Consider the following 25,125-nt stretch of genomic DNA (forward strand, 5'->3'; position numbering starts at 1 on the left):
TTCACTCCTTCTCCAGATTGCGGATGACTTCATCGGCCTTCCGGCTGTCCATCTCCAACTGCTTCGGCGTATACGACACGGCTTCCTCCGCCGCCCTCCAGCAAGCGAGCAGCGCCGCGAGCCGGTCCACCGCAGCCTTATCCCAGTGACGCTTGGCTGCGGCCAGCACCTGGGCGTCGGATGCGTCGGTGCGAACGCCGAATCTGGCGCGCAGCCGGCTGCGCACGTACCGCTCCTGATGCGCCAGCGCTTCACGGGTCAGCCTGCCCCGCTCGTACCAGCCTGCCGCGGCCAACAGCGTTTCGTCGCCGCGCCGCACCGTCCATGCGCGCGGCGTGAAGGCAGGTCCGAAGCGGACCGCTTTCCGCCACAGCCATAGCAAGACGGCAAGCAGCAGCTGCAGCAGCACGGCGAGCAGCCAGTCGGGGTACACGGCAAGCAGCCCCGGTTTGCCCTGCAGGCCGTGGTGGTATTCGTCAACCCAGAGCGCGCCGCTCGGCCGGTTCAAATACGGCCACAGCAGCTCGAAGTGCGAATGCTCAAGCACATGCTCGTTCATGGTCCATTCCGGCACGACGAACAGGCTCAGGCTGCCTTCGCCGACGGCGAGATGGCCGCCGATCACCCCGCGCGCATCGCGAAGCACCGGCTCCATGCCGCTCGATGCGTCCAGCCGGTAAGCGGACGCGACGCTGCCGGTGAACCCCGTCTCGGCCGGACGGCGCAGATCGGTTACCGGGACGACGCCGGGGTCCGGTTCGTCCAGTGCCGCTGCGGGAAACGTCGTCCAGCCCTCAGGAGAACTGTCGAACACCAGCAGCTCGTTGCCCCGCTCCACCCAGCCCACGATTTCTTCCCGCTCCCGCTCCGTCAAGCTGTAAGGCTGAAGGAGCACCAGCGTTTGTCCGGAGGCCTTCGGCAAGAACCGCCAAGGCTTCTGCCATCGTTTAACCGGGACGTTCTTCTCTTCCAACAACGTATATAACGCTTTCGTTCCGTCGCGATCCGCCGAAACCGACACATAGGCCGGCAGATCCGGCAAATCGGGCCGGACAAGCAGCCAGCCGATGCCGAGAAACGCGGCGACGCTAAGGACGAGAGCAATCGGCGTCTTATTTCGTTTCAGCATGACCCGCCCCTTCCCGGACAAGCGAAGCCAGCAGCTCCGTCATCCGCTCGTAATCGCGCGCCTCTGCTTCTCCGCGTCCGTAATACACATGCTCGAACAGCCGGGCCGCTTCGATAAAGGACCGGGCGGCGGCAGGCTCGCGGTCGTGCAGCTCCTCCGCATATTCGCGGTTCGTCTTCCACGTCTGGGCCCGTACCCACTCCCGTTCATTCATGAGCAGCAGCAGCGCCAGGAACGCGTGCCGCACCGCTTCGGGGTAATCCCCGGCGGCGGCGAACCGCTGCGCTTCCTCGGCCAGCCTTGCGGAAGACCGGTCCAGCTCGACTGCGCTGCGGAAAACAATCCGGCGCCGGCTGCGCCGCTCGAGAATCAGAAGGCGCATCATCCACAGGATGGCGGCGGCCAGCGCGGCCAGCAGGAAGCCCAACAGGAGGTACGCGACCACATTCGGCGTTCCCGGCGCTATATCCAGCTCCGGGAACAGGTCGGCAATCTTCTCCAGCTTCTCCTGCAGCCATTCGAAGATCGGGTTGCCGCTGCGTTCCCGCATATAGGCGGTATATTCGTCGCGGTTTAGAATCTCCTGCAGCTTCTCTTTATCCGTCTGGACTTCGGCTTTATTCATCGGTCTTTTTCGTCTCGGTCATTTTCGTCTCCACGGCGCTCCAGTCGGTCGGGCCCTCGTCCTCCGGACGATCATCACCTGCATTGCCCGGCATCGCCGCATCCGGGTCCTTATGCCCGTTCACGTTCGGCAGGCTGCGGGCAAGCATCTGTTCCAAATCGGTGCCCTCGCTGCGCAAGCGCAGATCGAAATAAATGACCGCATACGGGATCATGTAGAACGGCGTGATGAGCAGAGACAACAGGACGTAGATCAGCTGGCCGAGCAGCGACATTTTGAACACCGCCACAAGAAGCGCATAGATGCCGAGCAGAAATACGGTATAAATGACCGTCAACACCAAATAAATGGCGAATATACGCCAAAAGCTGCCCCTCGTCAGCCTCCAGCTGCGGCGCAGCGCCTGTCTCTCCTTCTCCACGGCGACAACCGGCAAATAAAAGCCGAATCGCACGACGAAGTAGCTGACAACGGCCAGCACGGCGAAAAGCGCAAGCAAATAGAGAATGACGATCAGCGCCACAAACGCGATGCCGCCGCCTAACGGATCGGCGCCCATCCTCGTAAAGGCCGCTCCGAAACCCGTGCCGACGATGGCCAGCACCCCGAACACAGCGACAAACACGATAATTAGGCCGATATAGATCCCGGTTACAATCAAGCCGAACAAAAACGTATTGCCGACCATCCGCCAATAGGGCGTGAACGATTGGCGGAGCAGGTCTCCGAAACGAATGCTCTCGCCTTTGCCTGCCGCGTTCACCAAGTGCAGCTGCGCAGCCACCGACGACGGAAAGAACGCCAGTATATACAGCGGCATGAGCAGGGCAAGCCCGGCAAGCCCGCCCGACATTTCCGCCTGTCCGCTCCTGTTGCCATTCAAGAAAAGATCGAATGAACCGGAAATCGAATGCTCGCTTTGCGGGAGGAACGAAACGCCGCTCATGTCGTACAACAGCACGTTTTGCACGAAATAAAACGGTCCGAAGAACAATAACGCAAGAAGATATATCATGGTGAAATGTTTGCGGTACAGCTGAAAGCTTCTGTCCAAAATCGTCCCGACGCCCATCGGCTTGTTGAATAATTCCATCCTGGCATCCTCCCGCTTACATATTCGCCATAATTATACACGAAGGCAGCAGCCGTGGCACCAAAAATTACAGCCGCCGCAACAAACAGAAAGCCGGCTTTCCCCGGGCAGCACCGGGCAAAAGCCGACTTCTTTGTTCGTGTAATGGGCGCCAAGCTCTGAAAGCAGCGCGCTTGCCTTACCCCGCGCTCTGCGAGTGCAAATACAGCTGCTCGTAGTAGCCGTGCAGCTCGAGCAGCCCGCGGTGGTCACCTTCCTCGACAACTTCGCCTTGGCGCATGACGAGGATGCGGTCCGCCTGCATGATCGTGGACAGCCGGTGCGCAATGACAAGCGTCGTCCGGCCTTGCGAGACGACGTGCAGCGCGGACTGAATGAGCTGCTCCGTATGCGAGTCCAGATTGGCCGTCGCTTCGTCGAGAATCAAAATTTTCGGCTGGAACACGAGGATGCGCGCGAACGAAATCAACTGGCGCTCGCCCGCGGACAGCCCGCTGCCCCGTTCCGACAACCTCGTGTCGTAGCCGTCCTTCATGCGGCGGATGATCGCATCCGCTCCGACAAAGCGACAAGCGTCGATGACGGCCTCGCGCGAGATCGATTCATCGAACAGGCGGACGTTGTCGACGATGCTGCCCGAGTACAAATACGGCTCCTGCTGCACAAGTCCGATCATCCGGTGCAGCGTCGCCTGCGGGATATCGCGAATGTCCGTACCGTCAATCTTCACGCTGCCCCGGGTCACGTCGTAAAACCGGCACAGCAAGCCGATCAGCGAGCTTTTGCCCGCGCCGGTCGTACCGACAATACCGATCATTTCGCCCGGCTGGATATGTAAATCGACATCGCGTAAGACCGGGACGCCTTCCTGATAAGCAAAGTGCACATGGTTAAAGTCAATCCTCCCGCGCACCGAACCCAGATCGATGTGGGCAGGCTTCGCCGCATCCCTCACCTCCGGCCGTTCCGAGAAAATATGCCAGATCCGGTTCACCGACACCGTAGCCGATTGCAGCGTGTTCCACTGCTGCGTAATCGTGTTGATCGGCTGGAAAAACAGGCGGATGTACGTGATGAACGCATACAACACGCCGAATTCGATACTTTTGTCGAACACGGCGATGCCGCCGAGCCACGTGACGAATGCGACCGACAAGTTGCCGAGCATATCGAACGAGCGGTTAAACAGGACGCTCGTGCGGATCTCGCGCAAATTCGAGCGATAGTAGCTGCGGTTTTTATCGGTAAACTGCCCCTGCTGCTCCTGTTCCTGATGGAACGCTTGAATGACATTCATCCCGGCCAAATTCTCGGCGACGAACGCCACCATACGCGATAAATTCGTCCGCGCCATCTGGTACGTCTTGCGCATATACGAGCGGAAAGAGACGGCAATCAGCGCGATCACCGGCAACAGAATCAAGCAGTACAAGGTCAGCTCCACGTCCAGCTGAAACATCATCACGATGATAAACACCAGCGTCATCCCGTCGCGCACCAGACTTAAGAGCACTTGATTAAAAAATTGGTTCAACGTCTCGGTGTCGCTCGACACGTGCGTGATCAAGCTCCCGCTCGGCATCCGGTCGAAGTAGGACATCGACAGCTTCGAGATGTGCTCGAACAGCTCCTTGCGGATTGTCGCGACGATGCTCTGTCCGGCGTGCTGGAGCAAATTGTTCTGCAAGTACGTGAACAGCAAGCTCGTCAACGACAATCCCAAATAGACGGCGCTGATCATCACCAGCGTCCCGTAATTCGTATCCCCGATCATGAGATGATCGTCGATCGCGATTTTGACCAAGAACGGCTGGAGCAAGTCGGCGGCGATCGCCAGCAGCACACAGACGACCATCAAGCCGAACGTCAACCGGTGCGGCTTCGCGTAGCCGAGCAAGATACGAAACGCCGACTTATACTGCGTCGGCGTCTCCGGAGCGCCGTCCATGGTCGAATCCCTTCTAGGATCCGGAACCGGGCGTCCGAATTCCTTCGGCATAGTGGCTCCCCTCCTCTTGAATGGCGTGTAAAACCGCATAAATCCCCGGCTGAGCCAGCAGCTGCTGATGAGTTCCCCGCTGCACGATGCGCCCTTCGTCCATCACGATAATTTCGTCGGCGTGCTGAAGCGCGCTGATCCGATGCGCGATCAATATCGTCGTCTTGTTCCGGCGCTCGGCGCGGATGGTCTCGATTATTGCCTTCTCCGTTACCGCGTCGACCGCGCTCACGCTGTCGTCGAGAATCAGAATCGGCGAATTTTTGATCAAGCCGCGGGCCAGGCTTGTTCGCTGCCGCTGCCCGCCGGATAACGTTACCCCGCGCTCGCCGAGCATCGTCTCGAACTGATCGGGGAAAGCGATAATACTGGCGTAAATTTGCGCTTGCTTCGCCGCGCGTTCCACCTCGCCAAGCGACGAGTCCCGGCGGTAGAAGGCAATATTGTCGCGAATCGTCGTGCTGAACAGGAACCCTTCCTGCGGCACATAGGCGATTTGCGTCCGCAAGCTTTCCAGCGTCATCTCGCGGATGTCGACGCCGCCGATGCGGATCGCGCCGGCCGGCGGATCGTAGATGCGCAGCAACAGCTTCGCCAGCGTCGTCTTGCCGCTCCCCGTCTTGCCGATGATACCGAGCGTCTTGCCCGGCTCAATCGTCAAGTCGATGCCGTGCAGCGCATCCTTGGCCGCATCCGGATAAGCGAACGACAAGCCGCTGACGCGAATGCCCGAGCGGTCTAAATTGACCGGCTTCGCTCCCTCATCTTCCGCAATGTCAGCCGGCCGCGCCAGCAGGTCGTTGATCCGTTCCAACGAGGCCCGCGACCGCAGGACCGTGTTGATGACATTGCCGATCTGCTGCAGCGGGTTGACCATCATCCGGATGTACAGCGTCAGCGCGACGAAATTACCGAGCGTAATGCGGTTTTCGATGGTCAAATACCCGCCGTATGCGATCGTCACGACAAGTGAAAGCGCGCCGAGAAACGGGATGATCGCCTGGAATAACGACGATACCCGTACCAGGCGCAGCTGGTTGTCGCGAATGCGGTCCACGGACTCCCCGAAGCGCCTGATCATAATCGGCTCGACGGCGAATTTCTTGGTCACGCGGATGCCGGCGAACTGCTCCTCCGCCGACTCGGTCATCTTCCCAAGCGATTCCTGTACGCTTAAGGATCGAATACGGATGACAGGCCCAAGCTTGACAACGACGAACGGGATGATCAGCAGCGGCGCGATACAGACGGCGATCAAATAAAGCGGGATCGCGCTGATTGCCATCATCGTGACGGCGGCCGCAATCAGCATGACCGCGTTTGTCGTCTGATTGATCCCGAGCGAGATCGATTCCCGAATGGAGGTTACATCGTTCATCACGTAGCTGAGCAGCTTGCCGACCCCGTGCTGCGAATAGAAGCTTTCGCTCAGCTGCGTGAAATGGTCGAACAGCTTTTTGCGGGTCACAAACTCGAAATAACGTCCGATCCGCATAATGATGTACTGGCCGACACCCCCGAACAACGCGAACGTCACCCCGATGCCAAGCAGCATCAAGCTGTAATCGACGATGACGGGCGGTGTTAACTCTGCCCGCTGCAGCTGATCCGTAAAGCTGCCGAGCAGCTTCGGGTAGTAGGACTGAACAATGTTGGCCGTCGCAATGAGCGCGATTGCAAACGCAAACTGACGCCACTTGGATCGTACGAAATCGAACAATAATCGTTCTGAACTCAAGACGCGTCACATCCTATGGGTGGTTTTGGGCGGTCGTTCGACCAGAACCCAACCGACTGTCGGTCCTGGAGGTTGATTCGGCCGCACTTCATTCGGAGCAACGGCATCATGGCCGCCCGCTGCGGCCCTTGCATCCGCGAAGCCTGCAGCCCGGGAATCTGATGAAAACGGTTTATGCCGATCATAAGCTGCTTCAATATTTTAACATACGATCCGCCTCTGCTGAACACCTTGCGAAAAAAGTTCCGCCCGATGAGCCTAGCGCGTGGCGCGATGACGAGGCGACACAGACGACCGCCATTGTACATGGGCTTCAACAGGGGATGAGTGCGGGGCCAAAAATAAAAGCAAGCCGCCCCCTTGTCCCGCATAGATTAGACCGATAAGCACTAACAAGGATACAAGCACTTAATCCATACACATGGAGGGGATGCCTTATCGAACCCAGCCTTATCCTGATCGGCGCCTTCGTCGGGATGCTCGTCGGACTGACAGGCGTTGGCGGAGCCGCACTCTTAACGCCGCTTCTCATCACCATTGGCGTACAGCCGGCAGTGGCCGTCGCCACTGATTTATTTTACAGCTCGGTCACGAAGCTGTTCGGCAGCGTTCAGCATGTCCGGCAACAAACCGTAAACCTGCCGTTAGTGAAGCAATTCGCGCTAGGCAGCCTACCGGGCGCCGCGGCTTCGATCCTGCTGCTGAAAACATACCCGCCCCTGCATGCCTATCAAGATACGATCATCAGGAATACGCTCGGGATTATGCTCATTGTCGTTGCGCTGCTTAATTTGGTCAAGCTGTGGCTGGGGGACGAAGCCACCGGCGCCATTCAAGACAAGCCGCTGGAAGGGAAGCTGGTCCTGACGATCAGCATCGGCTTTGTCCTCGGTTTTCTGGTCGGCCTCACTTCCATCGGCTCAGGCTCGTTGTTTGCGCTGGCGATGATGTTCTTTTACCGGCTTACCGCCGCCGAGCTCGTCGGCACCGACATCGTCCATGCCTTCCTGCTCGTGTCGGCGGCAGGCCTCATGCATGCGGGTCTCGGGCATATCCATTACGGACTTGCTTTCCAGCTGCTGATCGGCTCGGTTCCGGGCGTTCTACTCGGAAGCCGTCTCTCGGCGAAAATCCCGGCGAAGCCGCTGCGCACCGCCATGGCCGCCATCATTCTGCTCAGCGGCATCAAGCTGCTGTAATCCCTTGACCTCTGTGCCCTGGACCTTATTCGCCATCGGGACCGGGGCGATCCTTTTATTCTCGATCGGTTTGGCCACAGCGACCGTCGGCTTCTGGATCACCCGGATCGCCGAGCTGCAGAACATCACCGAGGACGCCGCCCGCACGGCCGCGCAATATCCGCTTGCGCTCTATCCCAAGTGGCTGCAATCGCTGCTCCTTGTCGTCGTGCCGGTCGGCTTCGTCAGTTACGTCCCTTCTCTTTACATTGTGCGGGGCGAATACGGCGTCTGGCTGCTTGCGGGGACGGCATTGGCCGCTCTTCTGTGCTTGGCGGGCAGCTTGGCGTTCTGGCGGTACGGATTAACAAAGTATTAAAGTACGGGGAGTTAGGGAGGCGGCAATAAACCTTGAGCGCTCCATCGAGGATAGAAGTCAATCATATGTCTAAGCCATTTAAAACCCCTGTCGTTCGCGAAGGTCCATGGGCCGGGCTGCGCACGTTGTTCTCCCGCGAATATCGGGTGAAGGAAGCGGTGCGCGATATCAGCTTCTCGATCGAACCGGGCGAGTTCGTCGGGTACATCGGTCCGAACGGCGCCGGCAAATCGACGACGATCAAGATGCTGACCGGCATCCGGCATCCGACGTCCGGCACGGTGCGCATCGGCGGGGACAGCCCTCATCGGGACCGGCGGCGCGTCGTCCGCCGGCTCGGCGTCGTGTTCGGACAGCGCAGCCAGCTGTGGTGGGATTTGCCGGTTAAAGACTCGTTCGATATTTTAGCGGAGATGTACCGGGTCGAGAGCTCGGTAAAACGCCGTCGGCTCAAGGAGCTGTCGGACCTGCTCGACTTGCGTGAATTTTGGGAGACGCCGGTGCGCAAGCTGTCGCTCGGCCAGCGGATGCGCGCCGATTTGGCGGCGGCCCTGCTGCATGACCCCGACCTGCTATTCCTTGACGAGCCCACGATCGGGCTGGACGTCTCGGCGAAGCGGAACATCCGTGCATTCCTGAAGACGCTGAACCGCGACTTCGGCAAAACCGTCCTGCTCACGACTCACGATATGGACGACATCGAACAGCTGTGCGGCCGGGTGATGGTCATCAACCATGGCAGGCTCGCCTATGACGGCACGACCCGTCAGCTCCGCGAGATGATCGGACTGCCGACCGTCATCCGCGGCGCCTTCCACATTCCGGCGCCGTCCGAGACGGAATCGCTGCCGTTCCGCATCGCCGAAACGTCGGAAAGCGGGGTCGTCATCGAGGGCAACCGGCAGGACGCGAAAGCGATGGACATGCTGCGGGAGCTGAGCCGCTGGGGCGAAACCCGACGATATTCTTATGGAGGACCCGGCTTTCGAAGACGTGATTCATCGCGTTTACTAGCCTAACAACCGGGAGATAAGGGGCATCCGCTGTAAAAAAGCCGTTGAACTCCAGCTGGCCGGAGTTCAACGGCTTGTTCATCTTGTTCAGTCGGTCAGCTTACACTGCCCGAGCGGAACGACTTTCGTTTTATGCTTCAATTTATAGCCGATCCAGATGGCGGCAAACAACGGCAGGCCGATGAACGAGGAAAGCAGGCCGTACCAATCGATTTCTTCCCCGGTTACCGCCGCATACCCTTGCCCGAACATGACGAACAAACAAAGCACCAAGGCAAATAACGGCCCGAACGGAAACCACTTGGCCTTGAACGGCAGCTCGCTCAGCGAGTGACCTTGCAACAGGAAGGCTTGGCGAAACCGGTAATGGCTGACGGCTATGCCGAGCCAGGCGAGAAACCCGCACATCCCCGACAAATTCAGCAGCCAAATGTACACGATCCCGTCGCCGAACAGCGAGGTGAAGAACGCGAGCATCCCGATCGCCGCCGTCACGGCAAGCGCCGCAACGGGTACGCCGCGGCGGTTCAACGACGCCAGCAGGCGCGGCGCCTTGCCTTCCTTGGCGAGCACCCAGAGCATCCGAGTGGAGGCGTACATGCCCGAGTTCCCGGCGGACAACACCGAGGTCAGAATTATCGCGTTCATGACCGAAGCGGCGAACGCAAGACCCGCATTTTGAAATACGATGGTAAACGGGCTGACCGCAATGTTAGCGACATCGCCGTTAATCAGAACCGGGTCCGTATACGAGATCAGCATCCCGATAACGAAAATCGCAAGGATGTAGAACAGCAGGATGCGCCAAAACACTTGGCGGATCGCTTTCGGAATGTTGACACGCGGGTTATCGCTCTCCCCTGCCGCAATCCCGATCAGCTCCGTCCCTTGGAAGGAGAAGCCTGCCGCCATAAAGACGCCGAGCACCGCCATGAAGCCTCCGTGAAACGGCGCGTCGCCTTCCGTAAAATGACGGAAGCCTATGGCCTCGCCGCCGATAATGCCGACGATCATCAACAGGCCGACGCCGATGAAAACGATAACCGTCACCACTTTAATGAGCGCAAACCAGTATTCCGATTCCCCGTACCCCCGTACGGACAAGTAATTGAGCCCGAACATGAAAGCCAGAAACAGGACGGACCATGGCAGCGACGGCGTATCCGGAAACCAAAACTTCATTATAAGCCCGGCCGCCGACAGCTCCGCCGCGATCGTAACCGCCCAGTTGAACCAATAGTTCCATCCCAGCGCAAAACCGAGCGCCGGATCGACAAACCGGCCGGCATAGGTGCTGAAAGAGCCGGATACCGGCATCCATGCCGCCATCTCGCCCAAGCTCGTCATCAGGAAATAAACCATTAAACCGATCGCCGAATAGGCCAGCAAGGCCCCGCCCGGACCGGCGGAATGAATCGCCCCTCCGCTGGCCAGGAACAGTCCGGTACCGATCGATCCCCCGATCGAGATCATCGTCAAATGGCGGGCCTTCAATCCGCGCTTCAATTCGTTCGCCCGCTGCGGCGCTGCTGTGTGCTTCTTGTTGTCCATAGTCGTCCCCCGACATCGTTCGCCGTGATGCATTTTCTTGCTGCAATCAAGGGTCTTCGTCATGTTATGTTCTTCTTTTTACAAAACATTTATTAGTTTACGGAAAATTAGTCGGGGAAACAATAAGTTAATTCTTCCAGAAATGATTCCAGCAGATCGGTCGGCCCCGCAGCGACCAAATCTTTCAGCGCTCATGAAAAAAAGCCCCCGATGGTCATGGTCATCAGGAGCTTCGTCATCCACGATATACACGATATAACGATTTTGCAAACCGTTTTGATTGTTAGTCACGAGGTTCGGCCCCGTTGGGCTGACGTTTCGGGATGTTCACCTATTCGCCGGCGCTATTCCGGCAGCGCCAGCTTGCCCATGACCGTCTGCCGCGCGGCTCCCGTGGCGGACGGAAGATTGTTCGGCTCGCCGTGAAGCAGGTTGTTGCCGAACACGGCGAAGCAAATCGCTTCCTTGGCGTCATCCGAGACGCCAAGCGATGCAGCGGAGCGCACCCGCTGCCCCGGCAGCAGGTCGCCAAGCATGCGCAGCAGCGTCCGGTTGTGCGCGCCGCCGCCGCTGACGACGACCTCGGCGATCGCCTGGCCGGGCAGCACGAAGTCGCGATAGCTCTGCGCGATGCTGCGGGCGGTGAACGCCGTGAACGTGGCGACGATGTCCTCCGGCTGCAGGCCCGCCGCCCGCATGCGGGACATCCACGCGTTCGCATACGCTTTGCCGAACAGCTCGCGGCCGGTCGTCTTGACCGGCTCCAGAGCGAAGTACGGATGACTCAGCATCTCGCCGAGCAGCGCCTCGTCTGGCCGTCCGGCCGCCGCCCAAGCGCCGTCCGCGTCATACGTCAGCCTGCCGTCCGTCAGCTCGAGCACGGCCTGATCGATCAGCATGTTGCCCGGCCCCGTATCGAAGGCCGTCACCTGCTCCGGCTTCGCGCCCGCGGGCAGCACCGCGCAGTTGCCGATGCCGCCGATATTTTGCGCGATGCGGCCGACGTGCTCGTCACGGAACAGAATCAGGTCGCCATAAGGCGTAAGCGGGGCTCCCTGCCCGCCGACGGCCATATCGGCGGTGCGGTAATCGCCGGCGACCGGCCGGCCCGTCAGCTTCGCGAGCACCGACAGATCGCCGATCTGCAGCGTTGAGCGAACGCCGAACGGGTCGACCGCCGCTTCCGCCGCGACCGGGATATGCCAGATCGTCTGGCCGTGCGAACTGATCAGATCGATGTCCTCCAGCCGCAGCCCCGCGGCCGCGGCCGCTTCCCTCGCCGCCTCGGCAAAGCGCTCCGCCATGTAAAAGTTCATCGCGCATACGTCCGGCGTCGAAGAGTGATCCGGGCTGCAAAGCCGCTTCAGCTTCTCCCGAAGCGGTTCCTCATACCGGACGCTGTGATAATGCACCAGCTCGATTCGCGAATCGAGCCCGCTTCCGGCGATCCTTACGACGGCGGCGTCGATCCCGTCGAGCGAGGTACCGGACATAAGCCCGACGATGAGACGCTCCGGCTTGTGTAAAGCGGCCTGCAGCCAATGGATCATACGGCGTCTCCTCCTTGGCTGCCGTCAGCACCCGAACCCGCCGTAGCTTGCCCGCCAAGCGAGATCGGCAGTCGGCCGGCGGCAGGAATGCCGCCAGTCAGCACCTTGGCCGCGCTGCGCAGCGCCAGCGGCCGGCTCTCGTAAACGGCCATGAATGCGCCGACATCGGGAAACGCAAGCAGATCGTAAGGGCTGCGCAGCGCGACGACGATCGGATCCTTCCCTCTTGCCTGCAGCGCCCTTATCAATTCAGCCTGATCCGGCTCCAAATAGGCGTTATACGTCGCCACGACGACCTGATCGGCGAACAGCGCGCTGCGCACCAGCTCCTCCTTGAGCTCGCCAACTTTGCGGAGTGGCACGAGCCATTCCGTTTCGCAAGCGCCGAGCTCCACAAGCGCTTTGCCCAGCGAAAGCGGGGCCTCCAGCAGCTCGTCGACCTCCGATTGAACGGCAGCCTCCACCGAGATCACGACCAGCGAACGGTCCTTCGCAAGCGGCAGCAGTCCGCGCTCGTTGCGCACGACCGTGATGCTCGCTTCGCTGATGCGCTGCGCCGCCGCCAGATGCGCCTCGCAGCCAACGAGCGGCGGCACAAGAGCCGGCTCGACCGCTTCGTCTTGCGGCTCCTCTGCCGCTGTTCCCCCCGGCACGCCGCCAGCCGCGGCCGGTACCAGCACGCCGCGCCGCGCCTTCAGCGCCAGCAGCCGCTCGACCGAGCGGTCGATGCGCTCCTCGCGGATGCGTCCGGCTAGCACCGCCAGCCGCAGCGCTTCCAGCGCCCCCAGCTGACGCTCATGGCTGTGGCTGATGAGCACAAGGTCGGCCCCCGCTTCGACCGCCATAACGGCAGCCTCCACCGTGCCGAAATGCTCGGCGATTGCGTTCATCTCCAAACAGTCGGTCATGATGACGCCCTGATAGCCGAGCTCCCCGCGAAGCAGACCGGTCAGCGCCGCATGCGACAGCGTCACCGGCAGCTTCGCCGGCTCGTACGCCGGAAATACGATATGCGCCGACATGATGGCGTCGACGCCGGCCGCGATCGCCTCCCGGAACGGCCGCAGCTCAACCTGCTCCAGCCTTTCGAGCGGATGCGCGACCGTCGGGAGAGCGAGATGCGAATCCACATGCGTATCCCCGTGGCCGGGAAAATGCTTGGCTGTCGCCACAACGCCGGCCTCTTGCAGCCCGCGGATCGTCGCAACGCCTAATCCCGCCACGCGGCCCGGATCTTCGCCGAAGGAGCGCACCCCGATAACCGGGTTGGCCGGATTGTTGTTCACATCCAGAACGGGGGCAAAGTTCAGGTTAATTCCAAGCGCCTTCAGCTCGCGGCCGCTGATCGAAGCCGCTTCATAGGCGTCTTCGGCGGAGCCGCCGGCCGCAATCGCCATGGCACCCGGCATCAGCGCAACCCCGTCGGTGATCCGCGCGACCATGCCGCCCTCCTGGTCGATGCTGATCCACAAGGGAAGCCGCCCGGCGATCGATGCGGCCGCTTGCAGCGACCGGTTGAGCCGGGCCACCTGCTCCGTGCTCTGCACATTACGGGCGAACAAGATGACGCCGCCGACCGCTTCGTCGCGAATCAACCGCTCGATATCGGCCGACGGCTCCGTGCCGGTGAAGCCGCACAGCACCATTTGCCCGATCTTCTCCTCCAGCGTCATCCGTTTCACGAGTTCCGCGGCCGCTACAGCCGCTGTTTCCGCTTTGTCCCCTGCTTCCCCCGCGCTCCGTTCCACTACGTCCATCCCGATTTCCTCCCCTTCCGGGTTGTTAAATAAAGTGCATTACATATACAGTAAATAACCGCTCCGCTCCTTCTTCCAACCCTCTATGTCGGCTTCGTAACGGTCCAGCACCCGGCGCAGTCCGCCGTCTTCCGCCAATTCGGCGGCTACCAGCGAATCCCCCGTCAATAAATCGATGAACGCCTTTCCGCCTTCGCGGACCGGGGGTAGAAACCGGAACGTCTCCGGGTACAGCTTCTGCATCGACCGGAGCAGCGTCAGACCTGCCCGGACCGATTCGAAAACATCCGGCTCGGTCACATACAGCCGAACCCCTCCGCACAGCTCGCCCTGATGCTTGGAGAACGTCGGCGAGAAATAAAGCGGATGCGCGTGCACCCCGGCCAGTCCGAACGAAGCGAATTCGCGCGCGAGCCGTTCGCCGTCGATCCAAGGCGCTCCTACCGTTTCGAACGGACGCGTCGTGCCTCGTCCTTCGGAAACGTTCGTGCCCTCGAACAAACAGGTGCCTGCGTAGACGCGAACCGTGTCAAGCGTCGGCACGTTCGGCGACGGCACGATCCACGGCAAGCCCGTCTCATCGAACCGCATGCCCCGCTTCCACCCTTCCATCGGTACAACCGTCAGTGCGCACGGCTGCTCCAGCCGGTCGTTAACCCACCCGGCGTACTCGCCGATCGTCATGCCTGTCGCATACGGCGTTCCGGCGACCGCCCCGACCATTGACTCGTATCCGGGCTGCAGCAGCCCGCCTTCAGCCCGGAGGGCGCCGAGCGGATGCGGACGGTCCAGCACGTACAGCGCACGCCCCGTTTGGGCGCAAGCCGCCATCATGTACACAAGCGTCGATAAATAAGTATAGAACCGGACGCCGATATCCTGAATGTCAAAGAGCACGGCATCGACGCCTTCCAGCATGGCGGCGTCAGGCTTCTTGCGCGTGCCGTACAAGCTGTAGACCGGGATGCCGAGCTCCGGATGCTCTTCGTCTTCGAAGCGAACGCCGGCCTGCCGTTCGCCGCGCAAGCCGTGCTCGCAGGCAAAGAGCGCGGACAACCGCACCGAAGGCATCTCCGCGCACGCGGCAAGCGTCGTCCGGAAACGGGCGTCCACGCCCGTCGGGTTCGTCAGCAAGCCGAGTCGCAGCCCGCTCAGCTTCGCCGCGATGCGAGGAAGCAGATCGGCGCCAGCCGCAACCCGCGCCTTCATCCGGCTATGCCCCCCCACGTCTTCCCGCCTTGGTTCTCCGCCTTCTCCTCGCGCCCGGCGAGCACGTTACGGGCAACCATATTCGAGTATACCGCCGCCATTCCGGCAAACAGGAAGGCGAAACCGACGACGGTCAATCCGAGCAGCACCGTGACGCACAGCAGCTGCAGGAAAGCCCCGATCGTATACCCCGGATGGGTGACAGTCAGCTTCACGCTGCGGCCTACGGCGCGAAATACAGGCTCGTTCTCCTGCACGATGAGCGGCAGCGTATACAGCTGAGATACGAAGAACATCGTCACAAAGTAAGTCTGGAAGATGGCCAGGGCCCAGTGCAGCATACCGTCCTTCTGCCCGTAATACCACCAGGTGGAGGCCAGAATCAGCACGAACAACGAGCACAGCAGGCCGAAAACGGCCGACGGGATGAAGAAACGAACCGCCCCGGCGAACACATCCTTCAGCCTCGGCCGTTCGCCCGCCACCATCCGGTGAGCCGCATAGAAGACGCCTGCCAGCAGCGGAGCATAGACGACCGGCACCAGCAGAAGCGCCGTTCCCGCCGAGAACAAAAATACGAGCGGCATCAGTACGGCCGAGCTGACCGCGCTGAACAGAAATATCGCGATCATCTCCCGGTACGCCAGGCCGCCGGCCTGTACGATCAGTTGACTTAAACTGCGCATGCAGCCTTTCCCTCCTTATTCAAGCCCCGCAATCGTTACAGTATGATGCGCACTTCGGTATCCGGATTGAAGAAATGCGCCTTGCTCAGATCGATAATGAACGTCTTCAGCTGTCCGATCGAAGCATTCGTCTCCGGGTGCACCTTAGCCGTTACCATCCGCTCACCGACACGGAAATAAACCAGATTTTCCGAGCCCAGGTGCTCGACGACCTGTACGGTAGCCGACAGCTTGTGCTCGGGAGAGACGTGCAGCGCAAAGTCTTCGCCGAAAATGTGCTCCGGGCGAATGCCCAAGATAACGCTCCGTCCTTCGTACGCCTTCATGCTCCTTGCCATCCGCTCCGGCAGCGTGAATGCCGCGCCTTCCACGATCGCCTTGTCCCCTTGGATCTGCGCGTCGATGAAGTTCATCGCCGGGGAGCCGATGAACCCGGCGACGAACATGTTGCTCGGGTTGTTGTACAGCTCCGTAGGCGGCGCAATTTGTTGGATGACGCCGTGGTTCATCACCACGATGCGCTCCCCGAGCGTCATCGCCTCAACCTGATCGTGCGTCACGTACACGATCGTCGCGCCGAGCCGCTTGTGCAGCTCCGCCAGCTCCACGCGCATCTGAATGCGCAGCTTCGCATCCAGGTTGGACAGCGGCTCGTCGAACAAGAACACCTGCGGATCGCGGACGATCGCGCGTCCGACGGCAACGCGCTGCCGCTGCCCGCCGCTCAGCTCCCGCGGCTTTCGCTCGAGCATCTCGTCAAGGCCCAGGATCGAGGAGGCGGACTTCACCTTCTCTTCGATTTCGGCTTTGCTTTTTTTCAAATTTTTCAAACCAAACGACAGATTCTCGCGAACGGTCATATGCGGATACAGCGCATAATCTTGAAACACCATCGCGATATCGCGGTCTTTGGGATGAAGCTGGTTGACTACCCGGTCGCCGATCAGAATATCGCCGCTCGTCTGCTGCTCCAGTCCGGCGATCATTCGCAACGACGTCGTCTTGCCGCAGCCCGACGGGCCGACGAACACGACGAATTCTTTATCCTCAATGACGAAGCTCGAGCCCGCTACCGCCGTAAAACTGCCTCTTTTGACATCCTCATATTCCTTACGGACATTTTCGAAAACAACGCGAGCCATACGTTCTCCTCCCAGCTAGCCCTTAACGGCTCCAATGGTGATGCCCTGCAGGAAATACCTTTGCAAGGCGAAAAACAATACGATCATCGGCAGCGCCCCGATCGTCGCCCCGGCCATGATCGCGCCGTAGTCGGTCGATTCCGCAAACTTAAAGCCGGCCAAGCCTACCTGAATCGTCCGCATCTCATTGCTGCGCGTGACGAGCAAAGGCCAGAAGAAATCGTTCCAATGCGCTACGAACGTGAAGATCGCGAGCACCGCGAGCCCCGGCTTCGCCATCGGAAGAATGATTTTGTAGAAAATGCCGAATTCGCTGCACGCATCGATCCGCGCCGCATGAATGAGCGACGTAGGCAGCGTGGACATGTACTGCTTCATCAGGAAGATGTTGCCCACCCCGACGAGCGCCGGCAAAATGATCGCCGTATACGTGTCGCCCAAATTAAACATGTTGATGACGAGAATGTAGAGCGGGATGAGCGTGACTTGTGAGGGAATCATCATCGTGCTGAGCAGCACCCAGAAAATCGACTTGTTACCGGGAAACTTCAGCTTCGCGAACGCGTATCCGGCCAAGGAGGCGAAGAACAGGTTCGTTACCGTCAGCACCGCCGATACGAAGAGCGAGTTAACCAGCCAGCGCCACGCCATCGTTTTGTCGAAGAAACGCTCGTATGGCGCGATGGACCAGATGTCCGGAATCATCTGCGGCTTGAACGTCGCGCTCGCTGCCGAATCCTGAAAGGAGCCGATGAACATCCAATACAGCGGAATGACCGTGATGAATGCCCAAAATGAAAGAATTACCGCGCCGAGAGCAATCAGTATCGTTTTGTTGGTTGTTTTCATCGAGATTGCCCCCTCTAGTACTCGATATCCGTCGAGAAGTATTTGAATTGCACGACGGACACGATCACGATCATCGCCGCCAGCACGAACGACTGCGCGGAGGCAAGCCCGAAATCGTAGTAGACGAATGCGGTGTCATAAATCAAATAGGCGATCGTCGTGGTCGCAAAGTTCGGACCGCCCTGCGTCATCAGGTACACGCTGATGAACACCTGAAACGATGTGATAACGCCCGTCACGAGCAAATAGAGCGTCGTCGGCTTAAGCAGCGGCCAAGTAATCTTCGTGAACTGCGTCCAGCCGCTCGCGTGGTCGATGTCCGCCGCTTCGTACAGCGACTTCGGGATGCCCCCCATCGCCGCCAAATACAAAATAATGCCGCTGCCATGTGAGCCGAGGTAGGTCATCAGCATGAGCGAAAACAGCGCCGAGCTCGATTGCCCGAGCCAAATGACCGGCTCCAAGCCGAAGAGGGCGAGCACCTTATTGAACAAGCCGCCCGAGGTCGGGTCGAACATCGCCAGCCAAACAAGCGACAGCGTGACGCCGGAGGCGACCGTCGGCAAATAAAGCGCTGCTTTGAAAAACGTCTGCCACTTGTTTTTCGTTTGAAATATAAGATAGGCGAGACCGAACGTAATGACAATATTGACGGGCACCGTGCCGACGGTAAAAATGACGGTGTTCTTCATCGATTTCCAGAACACTTCGTCGTGCACCAACCGCGAATAGTTGCTGCCCCCGACCCATTTGGACTGCAGAATGCCGTATTCCTGAAAGCTCATAATAAACGCCGAAATGACGGGATATAACGTAAACACGAGAAACAAAAGCACCGGTACCGCAATGAATGCATACGCCCACCCGTACTCCCGCCAAAAACGCTTGAGGGGACTTGGTGCCGGTACGGGCCGTGCAACCGAAGTTTGCTGCATGAGGGTCTCCTTTCCGCCGAAAAAGCCGATTCGTCCTCATTCTGAAAGGAAAGAAAGAAAGCACAAACGGGGAAGCCTTACCCTTTCGGGCTGTCCGTCTTTCGTTAAGCTTCATCGGACGGCTTCCCCTTTGTACTTCGCCTCAGTTTCCTGTTTTCCCTTGAATTATTGGCCGAACATTTGCTTGCCTTTGTTCTTGAAGTCTTCCACCGCTTGATCGGCGGTCTTCTCGCCGGCCAGCACCGCCTGGAACGTCGGTTTCACCACTTGCTCGTTAAACTGCTTCATCTTCGCGGCTTTATCGACATCGATGCTGAGATCGACCGGCATCGAGATGTTTTTCGCCATCGCTTGGGCGGCCTCCGAGTTCACTTGGCTCGCTTTGCCTTTGCCTTCGAATTCCTTCGCTTGCGACTTGCGTACGAACGGCAGGGACAGCTCGTTGGCGGAATTGCCCGCTTTGGCTCCGCTGAGCGCTTCCATCACGAGGAACGTGTTCTTCGCGTGCTGCTCGCCTTTATCGTTCTTTTGCTTGAAGGCCACATAGCCTTCGCCGCCCATCGTCGTCTTGGCCGGCTGGTTGTCGTGGTGCGGAACAGGCAGGAGAATGAACTCGATTTTCTCGCCCTTCACTTTACCAGCGTCGATGTCTTTGTTGCGGTTTTGGATCATGACATCGTAGTATGGAATCGCTTTACTGATGATCGCCGCTTGGCCGGCATAGAACATTTCGGTCCGTTTGAGCGGCGCCAGGGCAGCGCTCTCCTTCGGCATAACGCCGGTTTTGACCAGTCCTTCGATAAATTTCATCGTATCGAGAATCCGGGTGTCGTTCCATTGGAATTTCCCGTCTTTGTCCAGCACATCCGGCATCCCGGCGTTGCGTGAGAGCATTTGAATGAAGTCAAGGCTCGTGCCGTCTGTAACGAGACCGTATTGGGTAGAGCCGTCCGGCAGTTTTTTGGTCAGCTTCTTGGCCGCTTCGTTAAATTCGGACCACGTCCAGCCGCTCGCTTGTATTTTCTTCCAATCGATGCCGGCTTCCTCCAGGATGCGCTTGTTGCCGCCCCAAGCCCATTGGAATTGGTACAGCGGGAGGCCGTACTGTTTGCCCTGGATTTGTCCGAGCTCCAGCGTTCCCGGCTGGTAATCGTCTTTAATTTCTTTAGTTAGGAAAGAGTCCAATTGAAGGGCAAGGCCGGTGTTCACGTATTGACCGCTGACGGAGTGGAAATACAGGTCCGGCGGATCGCCCGCGTTAAGCGCGACGTCGAACTTCTTCGGACCTTCCGCCCAAGACAGCATTTCGTACTCGACTTTAATATGCGGGTTCGTTTTGGTGAAATCAGCGACAAGCTGTTTCAGATCGTCTTCGTACGCGGCATGCACCGGATACGTCCACACTTTGACGGTATCCGGCTTCTTATCTTCGGTCGGCGCCGCACTTTGCTCGCCGGTCTTCGTTCCCGCCGTTCCAGTCTCTCCCGCACCGCCGCCGGCGTTGTTACAAGCTGTTAGGGCCAAAGCACTGATTACCATTAAAGACAGCCATTTCGTACGCTTCATCGTTAAATCCCCCTTGGTTTGTGGTTATTTGTTCAAATCGCGTATGACCGCCCGGCTTCGGTCGAGGTATTGAACCGACTGGTTGTAGTTGCGGCTGGCGACTCCCAAATACAAAATGTCGATCACATTCAATTGTGTGATGCGGGAAGCCATCGCGCCGCTGCGAATTTCGTTCTCGGTGGAAGAGATGCAGAGCGGAATTTGCGAGTAGCTGTGGAGCGTCGTCGTACCGTATTTCGTAATGCTGATCGTCGTGGCGCCCAGCTCTGAAGACGCTTTCAATGCGGTAATCACTTCGCGGGTTTCACCTGTGTAAGAGATGGCTACCGCAGCGTCACGGGGAGTCAAGGTAACCGCCGTCATCAACTGCACGTGCGAGTCGGCGAACGAGAACGCCGTCTTGTTAATACGGAGGAACTTGTGCTGCGCGTCCTGCGCGATCAATCCGGAGGCCCCGATCCCGAAGAAAAATATGCGCTCGGCCCGGTCTAACGCCTCCACCGCTTGACTTACCATCGCTTCGTCCAAAATCTTGACGGTGTCGCGGATCGACTGAATGTTGTTCGCCGACACGTTCTGAATCAAAGTCGAGATCGAGTCATGCGGCCGGATTTCCTGATAGCCCTGCATCTCCGGCACCTTGGCCGACTCCTGCAAATCGCCCGCGAGCTTCAGCTTCAGATCCGGGAACCCTTTCAGCCCGAGCGACTTGCACAACCGCACGATTGCGGCTTGACTGGACCCGCTGTATTCCGCGAGCTGCGCTACGGATAATGCAATAACGCCTTTGGGATCGCCCAGTATATATTCCGCCACCTTCTTCTCCGATGGCGTCAGATCGTGCAGGGCTTCTCTTAACCGGACGAGTCCGCCGTTCAACTCCCTCACCCCCTCTTGCCAGAATTCATTTCCAACTGACTCCAATTATAAAGCCTCTGAAACTTTATTTCAACATATATTTCAATCATAAAATTTTGTTTTACACGGACAAGCCTTTTCGTATATACTTTAAACATAATCTTACATGACGTGGCAAGAAGGTGATGTTCGTGAAGCTGTTTGTAGGCATCGACGGCGGCGGGACGAAAACGGAGATTTGCGTCATCAATGCCGCAGGACTGGAGCTGACCCGGTTGTCAGGAGGGCCGAGCAATCCGCAAGCGATTGGCTTCGACGACGCCGTTCGCGAGCTGACCCAGCTGTTGAATCAAGCGCTTTCTTCTATACGGGAAGACGACGGGGGAACGGGAACGCCGGGGCCGGAGAGGTCCGAAGAGCTTGGAGGGCTTGACAAGCGCGAAGTGCTTGGGGAGTGTGAAAAGCTTGACAAGCTCGGTGCGCCCGGACAACGTTGGGAGCTCGGCCTCTGTCTTGGCATGGCGGGCGTCGATACGCATGAAGATCGCGAACGCGTAACCTTCGCAATCCGGTCTTATTTCGAACAAACGGGCGTCGAGGCGAAGCTGCTCGTGACGAACGACGCGGAAATAGTGCTGATGGCCACGCTCGATCGCAGTTTCGGCGTGCTCGCCATCGCAGGAACCGGCTCGATCGTCTTCGGCCGCACGCCGGACGGGGACTGTTACCGTGTCGGCGGTTGGGGGCACTTGCTTGGCGACGAAGGCAGCGGCTACCGCATCGGTCTCGATACGCTGCATGCGGTCATGCGCAGCTACGACGGCATTGATCCGCCTACGGCGATGACGCCGATGATTGAACAGGCATACGGCTGGGAACGTATCGTCGAGCTGCGGAGGTATATCTACCAGCCGCACATTAAAAAGCAGGACGTCGCCGCCTTCGCGCGGTATGCGATCGAAGCGGCCGCTGCCGGCGATCCGCCGGCCAGGCGGCTGATCGAGCGCAGCGCCGCAGCCTTGGCAGAGCAAACGTCCGCGCTTGTGCGCAAGCACGCTTGGTTCGCGCAGGCGGACCTGGTGCTCAGCGGCTCGGTCTTCCGGTACAGCGAGCTGTACCGGAAGACGTTTCGCGAGCGGCTGGAGGCCGCTTGGCCGGATCTGCGGCTGCACGAAGCGCGGCAAGCGCCCGCCTATGGCGCCGCCCGGCTGGCGCTGCAACTCCTGCCAGGCGAGTGAGCATTCCCCTCTCCAGCCAACTAGCGCAACTGCAGCGGCTGGAGCAACTGCTATCGACACCGCTGCCTGATGCAGGAGCACGGTATCCCAAAAAATTATTCAAGAAGGAGCTATCTCCATGCACATACATCAGCTACACACACTCACGACGGAGCAGGTCAATCCGCGGACACGACAAATCGACGAGCTGCCGACCGAGCAAATCCTGACGCTCATCAACGATGAAGACCGTCTAGTCGCCGACGTGCTGCGAGGGCTGATTCCGAAGCTGGCACAGGCCGTCGACCGCATCGTCGCCTCCTTTCAACAAGGCGGACGCCTCATCTACATCGGCGCCGGCACCAGCGGCCGCATCGGCATCCTGGATGCGTCCGAATGCCCTCCGACCTACGGCACCTCGCCGGATATGGTGCTGGGTTTGATTGCCGGCGGCTTCCAAGCGGTGAAGGATCCCGTCGAGGGCGCCGAGGATAGCGAAGAGCTCGGCATGTCCGATGTGGATGCCCACGGAATCGGGCCGAACGATGTTGCCGTGGGCATCGCAGCCAGCGGACGGACGCCCTATGTACTCGGCGCGATGAAACGGGCCAAGGCGAACGGCGCCGGGGTCATCGGCATCTGCAACAATGAGGGGACGCCTATGGTTCCGCTGGCCGATATCGTGCTCGAGGCCGTGGTCGGCCCGGAAGTCGTACTCGGCTCCACGCGGATGAAAGCGGGCACCGCCCAGAAGCTCATCTTGAACATGCTGACGACGACATCGATGATCCGCATGGGCAAAGTGTACGGCAACCTGATGGTCGATGTACAGCCGTCGAACATCAAGCTCGTTGATCGCGCCAAGCGGATCATCCGGCTAGCCACCGATGCTTCGGAGGAAGCCGTAGAACAAGCCTTCGCCGACTCCGGCGGCCATGTCAAAACCGCCATCGTCATGCTCCTCGGAGGCGTCCATTGTGCCCAAGCCCAGGCCGCACTTGCCGAAACCGGCGGCTTCGTGCGCAAATCGTTAGAGCTGCTGCTGACGAAATAGGGCTATTGAAATATCGTAAGTATGTTCGTGAACAACTCAAAAAGCTCACGTGTGCTATCCTTCCGTGGGCTTTTATTGATTGGATCATTTGTAACGCCGACCTCTATTTTCAAGCAGCCCCTGTGTCACCTCTGCCCTGTTCTTTCAAAGGGGCGCTCCCCCGCCTCAGCAGGCGGGGGCAGGTTACAACGAGATAAAGCCGGGAGCTATTCCCTGCTCCGCTTATAAAAAGAAATGACGGCTTCTTCCAAAAATTCCACAAGCCGATCGCTTTGATCTTCCATCGTGAGACGGTAATCGTTCAAAAAACCGGGATTGATTGGTATAAGGGAGGCGGCCCGAACCTGTTCGAATAGATGGCCGGACAAGTCCAAAATGCGGCCGACGGCATAGCTTTTCAAAAACTGTTGAAACGAGGTCAAATCGCTGAACAAAATGGGCAACCCCGCCGCCAAATAATCCCACGCTTTGTTTGGAAATGTACTGTCCAGAAACGGTTTGTTTCGTTCGGTTACATGCAATACGGTTAGCCCGACGTCATAGCGGGTCATCTCGTAAATCAGCTCGTTCGGCTCCCGGGTTCCTTCCCAATGCAGGTAAGGGGATTTCTGCTCCAGCATGCTGTAATATGAGCTCTGAAACGGGGTGTAATAGTGAACATGAACTTTCTCCTGCGCAAGGGCAAGTAAAACAGGTTCGATATAACGGTGATGATCGCTGCGATTCGTTAAGCCTCCCTCATAGACGCAATGGATCTCGCCGTCCGTTTGGCTTAATTTCGGAAGATATTGCTGGGGTAGCTGTTCACGAAGAACATAGTTATCCAGCACCGTGACCGGTTTATTCGACAGACCGAATCGTTGTACGGCAATTTCCTTGATTAAATCCGTCACATAGATGTTCGCGGACGCATATTTATTGGAAATGAATTCCAAAATCGCTTGATCGTTCGTAATATCCCCGCGGAGCGACATCATGTCGTGACAATCATGTATGACAGGTTTGGTGGAGCAGGCCAGCACGGCGCTGATGATGTCAGGCTCATTACAGCTAATGACAAGATCATAGGAGGATTGATCGACAAACTCGACGATTTCCTTAATCATCCGGAGTTTAAAAATCCGGGAATATGGCAGTGCATAGCCGCGATAAACTTCCGCAGGATGCGTCTTTAAATAGAGCAGATCGGTTTGGATGCCGGCTTGGCTTAACACGTTGGCGATTTTATTCGTTCGGATATCGGGAATGACTTGAATGAATAGCACGCTGTTAATACGGACATTCATTCATCCACCTTCTTTGGCAGCGTAAGGAGTCCCTCAAGCAGCGTTTTATTGTGGAGAACATTCGTGTCCTCGGGACGGTACTTGCGGGCTTCTTCGTTATGAACGTATGCGTTCTCGTATTCGCCCAACCGATAATAGCAAACGCACATATGCAAATGGGGATACCAGGTCCAGTAAGCGGGATAACTGAAGCCCCACTGATTCGTATCGGCCGGCAGCCGGGTCGCTAATTCATACCAGAATATCGCTGTACGATAGTCCCGCTTCCGGTAAAAATAAAACCCCATCCGGCTGGCCACTTCAGCTCTGGG

20 protein-coding genes and 2 pseudogenes are annotated in these 25,125 nt (G+C 58.7%); 5 read left to right on the top strand and 17 right to left on the bottom strand.

Annotated features, from left to right (window positions below; genetic code table 11):
- Position 1: 1 nt before the first annotated feature.
- The 5 genes from PVA01S_RS05065 to PVA01S_RS05085 all read right to left on the bottom strand — a co-directional run bounded on the left by PVA01S_RS05065 (position 2) and on the right by PVA01S_RS05085 (position 6,584).
- Positions 2-1,129 (bottom strand): DUF4350 domain-containing protein, encoded by a 1,128-nt coding sequence (locus PVA01S_RS05065; RefSeq protein ID WP_127605676.1) that lies wholly within the window; start codon positions 1,127-1,129, stop codon positions 2-4.
- Positions 1,113-1,754 (bottom strand): DUF4129 domain-containing protein, encoded by a 642-nt coding sequence (locus PVA01S_RS05070; RefSeq protein WP_127605678.1) that lies wholly within the window; start codon positions 1,752-1,754, stop codon positions 1,113-1,115. The genes PVA01S_RS05065 and PVA01S_RS05070 overlap by 17 nt, the downstream gene beginning before the upstream one ends.
- Positions 1,747-2,847 (bottom strand): DUF7847 domain-containing protein, encoded by a 1,101-nt coding sequence (locus PVA01S_RS05075; RefSeq protein WP_127605680.1) that lies wholly within the window; start codon positions 2,845-2,847, stop codon positions 1,747-1,749. The genes PVA01S_RS05070 and PVA01S_RS05075 overlap by 8 nt, the downstream gene beginning before the upstream one ends.
- 178 nt (positions 2,848-3,025) lie before the next feature.
- On the bottom strand, positions 3,026-4,795 hold the full coding sequence (locus tag PVA01S_RS05080; RefSeq protein ID WP_127605735.1) for an ABC transporter ATP-binding protein: 1,770 nt from the start codon (positions 4,793-4,795) through the stop codon (positions 3,026-3,028).
- A 13-nt stretch (positions 4,796-4,808) separates the two neighbouring features.
- Positions 4,809-6,584 (bottom strand): ABC transporter ATP-binding protein, encoded by a 1,776-nt coding sequence (locus PVA01S_RS05085; RefSeq protein WP_127605682.1) that lies wholly within the window; start codon positions 6,582-6,584, stop codon positions 4,809-4,811.
- 437 nt (positions 6,585-7,021) lie between these two features.
- On the opposite strand from PVA01S_RS05085, the gene PVA01S_RS05090 reads away from it, so the two are divergent.
- The 3 genes and pseudogenes from PVA01S_RS05090 to PVA01S_RS05100 all read left to right on the top strand — a co-directional run bounded on the left by PVA01S_RS05090 (position 7,022) and on the right by PVA01S_RS05100 (position 9,155).
- Positions 7,022-7,783: a sulfite exporter TauE/SafE family protein gene (locus PVA01S_RS05090; RefSeq protein ID WP_127605683.1), complete on the top strand. Its 762-nt coding sequence runs from the start codon at positions 7,022-7,024 to the stop codon at positions 7,781-7,783.
- A gap of 13 nt (positions 7,784-7,796) precedes the next feature.
- The gene (locus tag PVA01S_RS05095; protein WP_412760998.1) at positions 7,797-8,141 is read left to right on the top strand and encodes an ABC-2 family transporter protein; all 345 of its coding nucleotides are present in this window, start codon (positions 7,797-7,799) and stop codon (positions 8,139-8,141) included.
- 65 nt (positions 8,142-8,206) lie between these two features.
- Positions 8,207-9,155, top strand: a pseudogene (locus PVA01S_RS05100) (ABC transporter ATP-binding protein).
- A gap of 86 nt (positions 9,156-9,241) precedes the next feature.
- On the opposite strand, the gene PVA01S_RS05105 reads toward PVA01S_RS05100, so the two are convergent.
- The 10 genes from PVA01S_RS05105 to PVA01S_RS05150 all read right to left on the bottom strand — a co-directional run bounded on the left by PVA01S_RS05105 (position 9,242) and on the right by PVA01S_RS05150 (position 21,278).
- A complete protein-coding gene (locus tag PVA01S_RS05105) occupies positions 9,242-10,705 on the bottom strand; it encodes an amino acid permease (protein ID WP_127605687.1) in 1,464 nt (487 codons plus the stop codon).
- Between the two features lie 344 nt (positions 10,706-11,049).
- On the bottom strand, positions 11,050-12,255 hold the full coding sequence (locus PVA01S_RS05110; RefSeq protein WP_127605689.1) for an anhydro-N-acetylmuramic acid kinase: 1,206 nt from the start codon (positions 12,253-12,255) through the stop codon (positions 11,050-11,052).
- Entirely contained in the window at positions 12,252-14,012 is a 1,761-nt protein-coding gene (nagZ, locus tag PVA01S_RS05115) for a beta-N-acetylhexosaminidase (protein ID WP_244932899.1), read from the bottom strand. Before nagZ ends, PVA01S_RS05110 begins: the two co-directional genes overlap by 4 nt.
- Before the next feature lie 39 nt (positions 14,013-14,051).
- Positions 14,052-15,221: an exo-beta-N-acetylmuramidase NamZ family protein gene (locus PVA01S_RS05120; protein ID WP_127605691.1), complete on the bottom strand. Its 1,170-nt coding sequence runs from the start codon at positions 15,219-15,221 to the stop codon at positions 14,052-14,054.
- Positions 15,218-15,907: a DUF2189 domain-containing protein gene (locus tag PVA01S_RS05125; protein ID WP_127605693.1), complete on the bottom strand. Its 690-nt coding sequence runs from the start codon at positions 15,905-15,907 to the stop codon at positions 15,218-15,220. The genes PVA01S_RS05120 and PVA01S_RS05125 overlap by 4 nt, the downstream gene beginning before the upstream one ends.
- A gap of 35 nt (positions 15,908-15,942) precedes the next feature.
- Positions 15,943-17,049: an ABC transporter ATP-binding protein gene (locus PVA01S_RS05130; protein WP_127605695.1), complete on the bottom strand. Its 1,107-nt coding sequence runs from the start codon at positions 17,047-17,049 to the stop codon at positions 15,943-15,945.
- 15 nt (positions 17,050-17,064) lie between these two features.
- Positions 17,065-17,898, bottom strand: coding sequence for a carbohydrate ABC transporter permease (locus tag PVA01S_RS05135; RefSeq protein ID WP_054800397.1), 834 nt, complete (start codon positions 17,896-17,898; stop codon positions 17,065-17,067).
- Between the two features lie 14 nt (positions 17,899-17,912).
- Positions 17,913-18,833, bottom strand: a complete 921-nt coding sequence (locus tag PVA01S_RS05140; protein WP_127605697.1) for a carbohydrate ABC transporter permease — start codon at positions 18,831-18,833, stop codon at positions 17,913-17,915.
- Between the two features lie 165 nt (positions 18,834-18,998).
- Complete coding sequence (locus tag PVA01S_RS05145) at positions 18,999-20,399, bottom strand: ABC transporter substrate-binding protein (RefSeq protein WP_127605699.1); 1,401 nt, start codon at positions 20,397-20,399, stop codon at positions 18,999-19,001.
- Between the two features lie 24 nt (positions 20,400-20,423).
- Positions 20,424-21,278 (bottom strand): MurR/RpiR family transcriptional regulator, encoded by an 855-nt coding sequence (locus PVA01S_RS05150; protein WP_054798416.1) that lies wholly within the window; start codon positions 21,276-21,278, stop codon positions 20,424-20,426.
- 170 nt (positions 21,279-21,448) lie between these two features.
- Between PVA01S_RS05150 and PVA01S_RS05155 the strand changes: the two genes are divergently transcribed.
- Positions 21,449-22,495 carry an N-acetylglucosamine kinase gene (locus PVA01S_RS05155; RefSeq protein ID WP_164751735.1) on the top strand — a complete coding sequence of 349 codons (1,047 nt, stop codon included), beginning with the start codon at positions 21,449-21,451 and terminating at the stop codon, positions 22,493-22,495.
- Between the two features lie 118 nt (positions 22,496-22,613).
- A complete protein-coding gene (gene murQ, locus PVA01S_RS05160; RefSeq protein WP_127605703.1) occupies positions 22,614-23,528 on the top strand; it encodes an N-acetylmuramic acid 6-phosphate etherase in 915 nt (304 codons plus the stop codon).
- 206 nt (positions 23,529-23,734) lie between these two features.
- Here the strand turns inward: murQ and PVA01S_RS05165 are convergent, their stop codons facing one another.
- Entirely contained in the window at positions 23,735-24,814 is a 1,080-nt protein-coding gene (locus tag PVA01S_RS05165; RefSeq protein WP_127605705.1) for a glycosyltransferase, read from the bottom strand.
- Positions 24,811-25,125, bottom strand: a pseudogene (locus PVA01S_RS05170) (glycosyl transferase); the annotation flags it as partial. The gene PVA01S_RS05165 and the pseudogene PVA01S_RS05170, both read right to left, overlap by 4 nt.

It is taken from the genome of Paenibacillus validus NBRC 15382 (assembly GCF_004000985.1).
Lineage (GTDB): Bacteria > Bacillota > Bacilli > Paenibacillales > NBRC-103111 > Paenibacillus_G > Paenibacillus_G validus.

What these genes read in the sequence shown, in the direction of transcription:
- PVA01S_RS05145 (WP_127605699.1), bottom strand. Translation starts at nt 20,399, where the DNA reads ATGAAGCGTACGAAATGGCTGTCTTTAATGGTAATCAGTGCTTTGGCC.
- PVA01S_RS05125 (WP_127605693.1), bottom strand. Translation starts at nt 15,907, where the DNA reads ATGCGCAGTTTAAGTCAACTGATCGTACAGGCCGGCGGCCTGGCGTAC.
- PVA01S_RS05110 (WP_127605689.1), bottom strand. Translation starts at nt 12,255, where the DNA reads ATGATCCATTGGCTGCAGGCCGCTTTACACAAGCCGGAGCGTCTCATC.
- PVA01S_RS05165 (WP_127605705.1), bottom strand. Translation starts at nt 24,814, where the DNA reads ATGAATGTCCGTATTAACAGCGTGCTATTCATTCAAGTCATTCCCGAT.
- PVA01S_RS05140 (WP_127605697.1), bottom strand. Translation starts at nt 18,833, where the DNA reads ATGCAGCAAACTTCGGTTGCACGGCCCGTACCGGCACCAAGTCCCCTC.
- nagZ (WP_244932899.1), bottom strand. Translation starts at nt 14,012, where the DNA reads ATGGACGTAGTGGAACGGAGCGCGGGGGAAGCAGGGGACAAAGCGGAA.
- PVA01S_RS05075 (WP_127605680.1), bottom strand. Translation starts at nt 2,847, where the DNA reads ATGGAATTATTCAACAAGCCGATGGGCGTCGGGACGATTTTGGACAGA.
- PVA01S_RS05130 (WP_127605695.1), bottom strand. Translation starts at nt 17,049, where the DNA reads ATGGCTCGCGTTGTTTTCGAAAATGTCCGTAAGGAATATGAGGATGTC.
- PVA01S_RS05105 (WP_127605687.1), bottom strand. Translation starts at nt 10,705, where the DNA reads ATGGACAACAAGAAGCACACAGCAGCGCCGCAGCGGGCGAACGAATTG.
- PVA01S_RS05070 (WP_127605678.1), bottom strand. Translation starts at nt 1,754, where the DNA reads ATGAATAAAGCCGAAGTCCAGACGGATAAAGAGAAGCTGCAGGAGATT.
- PVA01S_RS05065 (WP_127605676.1), bottom strand. Translation starts at nt 1,129, where the DNA reads ATGCTGAAACGAAATAAGACGCCGATTGCTCTCGTCCTTAGCGTCGCC.
- murQ (WP_127605703.1), top strand. Translation starts at nt 22,614, where the DNA reads ATGCACATACATCAGCTACACACACTCACGACGGAGCAGGTCAATCCG.
- PVA01S_RS05120 (WP_127605691.1), bottom strand. Translation starts at nt 15,221, where the DNA reads ATGAAGGCGCGGGTTGCGGCTGGCGCCGATCTGCTTCCTCGCATCGCG.
- PVA01S_RS05080 (WP_127605735.1), bottom strand. Translation starts at nt 4,795, where the DNA reads ATGGACGGCGCTCCGGAGACGCCGACGCAGTATAAGTCGGCGTTTCGT.
- PVA01S_RS05135 (WP_054800397.1), bottom strand. Translation starts at nt 17,898, where the DNA reads ATGAAAACAACCAACAAAACGATACTGATTGCTCTCGGCGCGGTAATT.